The sequence below is a fragment of the Plantactinospora sp. ZYX-F-223 genome (genome assembly GCF_039649625.1).
In the GTDB taxonomy this organism is placed as follows: domain Bacteria; phylum Actinomycetota; class Actinomycetes; order Mycobacteriales; family Micromonosporaceae; genus Plantactinospora.
Map to the genome: position 1 here is coordinate 221,749 of NZ_JBDJAV010000009.1, position 6,000 is coordinate 227,748.

At 71.5% G+C, this 6,000-nt stretch carries 4 protein-coding genes; 2 read left to right on the forward strand and 2 right to left on the reverse strand.

Features of this window, described 5'->3' with window-relative positions; genetic code table 11:
- Window positions 1–73: 73 nt before the first annotated feature.
- Window positions 74–364: a 30S ribosomal protein S6 gene (gene rpsF / locus AAH979_RS12200; protein WP_101368798.1), complete on the reverse strand. Its 291-nt coding sequence runs from the start codon at window positions 362–364 to the stop codon at window positions 74–76.
- A gap of 963 nt (window positions 365–1,327) precedes the next feature.
- On the opposite strand from rpsF, the gene AAH979_RS12205 reads away from it, so the two are divergent.
- Together AAH979_RS12205 and AAH979_RS12210 are read left to right on the forward strand one after the other, a co-directional pair.
- Window positions 1,328–2,107: a deoxyribonuclease IV gene (locus tag AAH979_RS12205; RefSeq protein ID WP_346258177.1), complete on the forward strand. Its 780-nt coding sequence runs from the start codon at window positions 1,328–1,330 to the stop codon at window positions 2,105–2,107.
- A gap of 13 nt (window positions 2,108–2,120) precedes the next feature.
- Window positions 2,121–4,454, forward strand: coding sequence for a hypothetical protein (locus AAH979_RS12210; RefSeq protein WP_346258178.1), 2,334 nt, complete (start codon window positions 2,121–2,123; stop codon window positions 4,452–4,454).
- Window positions 4,455–4,610: 156 nt separating this feature from the next.
- On the opposite strand, the gene AAH979_RS12215 is transcribed toward AAH979_RS12210, so the two are convergent.
- On the reverse strand, window positions 4,611–6,000 hold a 1,390-nt coding region (locus AAH979_RS12215), incomplete at its 5' end, for a glycosyltransferase 87 family protein (RefSeq protein WP_346258179.1).

Below are 6,000 nucleotides of genomic sequence, written 5' to 3' on the forward strand. Positions count from 1 at the left end.
CATCAGTCCCTGAAAGGCTGCCAGAGCAGTACGACAGGACGGATGAGGCTGATCCGGGCGTGCCGGAAACGCGTCAGCGCGTCTCCGGCCGGATGACCTTGGTGCGCAGCACGGACTCGTTGAGTCGGAGCTGCCGGTCCAGCTCGGCCACCGCCGCAGGCGTCGCCTGCAGGTCGATGACGGCGTAGATTCCCTCGGCCTTCTTGTCAATCTCGAACGCGAGGCGCCGACGACCCCACACGTCGAGCTTCTCCACCGAGCCACCCGCGGTCCGGATCACGTTGAGGTACGTGTCGAGCGACGGGGCGACGGTGCGCTCCTCGAGGCTTGGATCGAGGATGACCATGATCTCGTAATGACGCAAGACGTGCTCACCTCCTCTGGGCTAGCGGCCACGGTCCTTCCGTGGCAGGAGGTCATGCGTCGTTGCCGGGCGGTATCGGGAGGGATCCCGTCGCGCGCGGACAACCTGAGCAGAATACCCGGTCCACCGGCGCCGGACGTCGGCGGACCCCATGCCCGCCGGGCCGCCCCGCGCTCGGACCGGCGCCAAGAGCCTCCTCCGGTCGCGTTGACCGGAGGAGGCTCTTCGACGCAGAGCCGCGGGGCGCATCCCGTCCGCATTCTTTGGGTGGGACCTGGGGAGGAACGACCACACCGATGAGTTGGATGGAAGGCGCCCCGCGGAGCCTATTGTATTGTCATCTTACGCGATAACAGTCTGTGTTGTGCGTTGAGCGAGAATCGCCCGAATTGCTCCTGTCGAGACCCCGACCACACAGACCGCGGCCACCGGCGCCCAGCAGCCGGACCCGTCCGGCGGGCCGGAAGGGCCACCCGGGCGCACCCGGACGGCGGCAGCCCCGCCGAGTCGGTCGGGCGGCGGAGGGTAGCTGCCCGGCGCCGCGTCCTGCGGCGCCCTGGCGCTCCGGGGGCCGGCCACATCGGGACCATGCGGCACCGACCCCACCTCGACCCGCCCGACCGACCCGGCGGGGACGACACGGACCGGCATGACCCCGGCCCAGACAGTGGCTCCGACGCCCCGACCGCGAAGCCGGACAGCAGCCGTGGTGCGCCCGCGGCGAGTGCGGGGACCGCTGCTGCGGCTCGGCGGCGGAGCGACAGGGTCACGTCTTCCCTCTTTCCGGCACAACTCGTGGCTCGATCCGGGCCCGTACGCCGGGCGAACGGATCTCACCTGGAGAAACGATCCATCCCCCCGGCGGTGACGCGGACCGCCCCGGGACCGCCGCGCCCGAGCTGCCGGGCCGGACAGGTGCGCCCGTCCCCGCCCGACCGACCGGCGCGACGTAGGCTCGCCTTCATGCGTATCGGAGCCCATGTCGATGCCACGGATCCGTTGGACGAGGCGGCCCTCCGGAAGGCGGACGCGGTCCAGTTCTTCCTCGCCGATCCGCAGAAGGACTGGAAGACACCGCAGCCACGGGCCGACGCGGCCCGGCTGCGCGATTCCGAGGTGGACGTCTACATCCACGCGCCGTACGTCATCAACCTCGCCACCACCAACAACCGGATCCGCATCCCGAGCCGGAAGCTGCTGCTCGGACACGCCACCGCCGCCGCCGCGGTCGGCGCCAAGGGCCTGATCGTGCACGGCGGGCACGTCAACGCGGGAGACGACATCGCCAAGGGCTTCGACAACTGGCGCAAGGCCTTCGCCCAGGCCGCCGAGTCCGGCGGGCACGACGTCCCGGTGCTCATCGAGAACACGGCCGGCGGCGACAACGCCTGCGCCCGCCGGTTCGACAACCTGGCCCGGCTCTGGGATGCGGTGGGCGAATACGACGTCGGCTTCTGCCTGGACACCTGCCACGCGCACGCGGGCGGCGAGGACCTGCTGGACATCGTCGACCGGGTTCTGGCGATCACCGGCCGGATCGACCTGATCCACGCCAACGGTTCCAAGGACGCCTTCGACTCCGGCCGGGACCGCCACGAGAACCTCGACAGCGGCACCATCGATCCGGAACTGGTGGTGGCGGTGGTCCGGGCGGCCGGCGCGCCGGTCATCGTCGAGACGCCCGGCGGGGCCGACGGTCAGGCCACCGACATCGCCTATCTCCGCGACCGCGTAGGCCGGTAGGGACGAGGACCCGATGTCGACGGACCAGTCCAACGCCAACGAGACAACCCGGCCCGGCGCCGCGCCAGTCGGCACCAACCCGGACCCGACCCTGGGCACGACGGCCGGATCGGGTACGCCCACCAGCGCGGACTCCGGCGCCGCCGGGGAGCGGACGACATCGACCGAGGCCGGGACCGCCACGACCCTGCGGTCGGCCGTACCGGCTTCGGGAAGCGGCTCGCACCCCACCGTCTCCGGTGGTACGGCGTCGACCGCGCGGGCAGCCGGCGATGGCGGCGCCCCGGCGACGGCGGTGACGTCAACGACGGCGCAGCTCTCCGACCCGGCGCCAGGCGGGAAGCCCGACACCCCGCCCGGGGAGCCGGCGCAGTCCGGCAGCGGCGGAGGCGAAGCCGGGAAAGCCGAGGAGAGCAAGGGCGACGACGCCGAGGGCGAGGCGGCGGGCGGCGACGACAAGACGTCGAAGGACAGCCAGGCCGAGGACGACAAGGCCGGCAAGGAGAAGGACGACAAAGACGGCAAGGACGGCAAGGAGAAGGCGGCCGGTGACGACCAGCCGGCGAAGCCCGCCGACCCGTTCGCCGCGTTCGCGCCGGCTCCCGAGGTGGTACCCGGGCGGATCCGGCGGATCGGTCGGGCGGTCGGCCGTCGGGTGGTACACGAGTGGACCCTGGCCGGGCTCGGCGCACTGGCCCTGGCCGTCCTGATGACCTGGCCGACGCTGCGCTACCCCCGACACACGCTGCCGCAGGACTACTGGGATCCGGCGCTACAGGCCTGGCAGGTCGCCTGGTCCGGGCACATCCTGCTGACCAAGCCGGCCCAGTTGTGGCAGAGCAACGCGTTCTTCCCGGAGACCTGGACCTTCGCCTTCTCCGACACCCTGCTCGGGTACGCCCCGGCGGGCATGATCGGTCAGGGCCCGGAGGCGGCGATCCTCCGCTACAACATCCTCTTCGTCCTGGCCCACGCGCTCGCCGCGCTCGGGGCGTACGCGCTGGTACGGCAGCTCGGGGCGGGACGGATCGGGGCGGCGGTGGCGGGGATCGGCTTCGCGTACGCGCCCTGGCTGCTCGGCCAGGCCGGTCACCTGCACGTGCTCTCCAACGGCGGTATCCCGCTCGCCCTGGCCATGCTGGCCCGGGGACACGGCTGGTCGCTGCGGCACGGCTACCGACCCGAACGTCGACGTTCCGGCTGGGCGTTCGCCGGCTGGCTGGTCGCCGCCTGGCAGCTCAGCCTCGGCTTCGGCATCGGTCTCGTCTTCGCGTACGTGATGGGTCTGATCGCGGTCGTGGTGCTGCTGAGCTGGCTGGTCCGGCGGATCCTGCGCCGGCCAGGGCAGTGGTTCGGGTTCCGGCTGCTGCTGGCCGACTTCTGGGGCGGCGCGATCTTCGCGGCGACCGGTGCCCTGCTGGCGATCCCGTACTTCAAGGTCGCCGAACTGCACCCCCACGCCCGGCGGACCGCCGAGGAGCTGCACAACTACTCCCCGCCGCCGGGTGGTTTCCTCACCGCTCCGCCGGAGTCGCTGATCTGGGGCGACCTGCACGAGCCGGTCCGGGGCGGGCTGCCCGGACTGCCGGAGACCACCCTGCTGCCGGGGTACGTCCTCTTCGCGCTCGCCCTCGCCGGCCTCTTCTTCTCGATCTGGACGGTACGCCAGCGCCTACTGCTGCTGGCGGCCGTGCTCGCCGCCGGGGTGCTGGCGATGGGCAGCCGGTTCTTCGGCGGCACCTGGACCTACCTGCCGCTCTTCGAGCACCTGCCCGGCTGGGACGGTCTGCGTACGCCGGGCCGGCTGATGATCTGGGTCACCCTGTTGCTCGGCGTCCTCGCCGCCGGCTCGGTCGGCGCGTTCGCGGAGCGGGCCCGGCAGATCTCGGCCGCCGAGCGGGTGCCGCCCCGGCCGGGACCGTTCCTGCGGCTGGTCACGCTGCTGCCGATCGTGCTGGTGCTGGCCGAGGGGCTCAACACCACGCCGCATCCGGTGGTACCGGTGCAGCCCGCGTCGATGCGGGTCGCCAACGGCCCGATCCTGGTGCTCCCCTCGGACCAGAAGACCGACCAGCACGTGATGCTCTGGTCGACCAGCCGGTTCCAGGACGTCGTCAACGGCGGCAGCGGGTTCACGCCGAACCGGCTCGCCGAGGTACGCCAGGCCACCGCGAACTTCCCCGACCAGGCAAGCATCGACTTCCTGCGCACCATGGGCGTGCGTACGGTGATCGTGCTCCGGGACCGGGTGGCCGGTACCCCGTTGCAGGCCACCGTCGACCTGCCGGTCGACAGCCTGGGAATCAGCCGGGAGGACGTCGGGGAGACGGTCGTCTACCGGCTCTGATCCGGGCCGCTCCGCCGTCCGCGCTCCCGGCTCGGTCCACGATCCCGTCGGTGCTGCCGCGACCGTGCGGACCGGGTCGTGGCCGGCGCAGGCCCGGCCGGTGCCGGTCGGGCCGTGGCCGGCACGGCTAAGCCGGTACCGCTAGGCCGGCACGGGTCAGGTCGTGGCCGGCGCCGGTTCGGCCGGGGCCGGCCGGCCACGGAGTCGGGCGAGCCAGGAGGCGTCCGGGGCACCGTCGTAGATCCCGCCGTCGGGGTCGTCGAGGTAGCTGCTCCGGACCGGGTCGCCCTCGGGCCGCAGGATGTCCCGGACGACCAGCACGCAGAGCACCACGACGGTGGTCAGCCGCAGCGTGGCGGCGAACACGAAGACGCCCTCCGGGAAGACCTGCTTGCCGCCGGCCCCGAGCAGCTCGCCGTAGAACGCGACGAAGTAACCGACCTCGGCGAACTGCCAGGCGAGGAAGGCGCCCCAGCGCGGCCGGGCCAGCACCAGCAGGGGCAGCAGCCAGAGGTTGAACTGCTGCGACCACACCTTGCTGAAGATCAGGAACGCCGCGACCATCAGGAAGACCAGCGCAGCCAGCCGGGGCCGGCGCTTGGCGAACAGCGCCAGCGCGCCGATGGCGAGGAAGGCCAGCGTGATCAGGGCGTACGACACGGTGTTCAGGGTCGGGATGTTGTTGCTGAGCCACTGGAACGGGCCCTGGTCGCCAGGGCTGCCGCTGTTCCACTTGCTGTCCAGGTAGCGGCCGATGTACCAGAGTGTCCCCCAGTCGACCGCCCGCTCACTGTTCAGGTCGAAGAAGCGTCGCCAGTTGTCGGGATAGAGGATCGCGATCGGCAGGTTCACCGCCACGATCGTGACGATGGCCGAACCGATCGTCACCAGCATCTCCTTCACCCGGGCGGTACGCAGCCCGAGCAGGAAGAGCGGCCAGAGCACGAAGAGCGGCCACAGTTTCGCGGAGGTGGCCAGCCCGAGCAGGATGCCGGCGGCCAGGGGTTGTCGTTTCGCCCAGGCGTACATGCCGATCGCGGCCAGCCCGATGGCGAGCAGGTCCCAGTTGACGGTGGCGGTGACCAGCAGCGCGGGGGAGAGCGCGAACATGGCGGCGTCCCACGGCCGGCGGCGGCGCAACGACAGGATCATCGCCACGGTGGCCACCGCGAGCGCCCCGAGGACCAGCGCGTTGAGGTTGTAGAACCACTGCGCCTGGTTGATCTCGGGCCGGTCCACTCCGATGTTGTGCACCGGCAGGCCGAGCGCGCCCATGAAGTATCCGGTGACCACCGGGTATTCCACCGGGTGGTCCCGGTAGGGGACCTTGCCCTCGTTGAGCCCCTCCGCGTAATAGAGGGCGAGCACGTCCGTGTAGCAGAACCGGGTGTACTGGATGTTGTTCTGCCAGGCGCCGTCCTGGCAGGGCGACTTCTGCACCCAGTGCAACGCCAGGGTGAGGCAGGTCAGCGCCAGCACGATCCGGGCGGCCGTCCAGAACCGGCCGCTGGCCTGGGTGCCCCGGCGTTCGACCCCGCTGGCGTGT

Bases quoted from the DNA above. Each gene is read 5' to 3' on its own strand.
- AAH979_RS12205 (WP_346258177.1), top strand. From the start codon at position 1,328: ATGCGTATCGGAGCCCATGTCGATGCCACGGATCCGTTGGACGAGGCG.
- AAH979_RS12210 (WP_346258178.1), top strand. From the start codon at position 2,121: ATGTCGACGGACCAGTCCAACGCCAACGAGACAACCCGGCCCGGCGCC.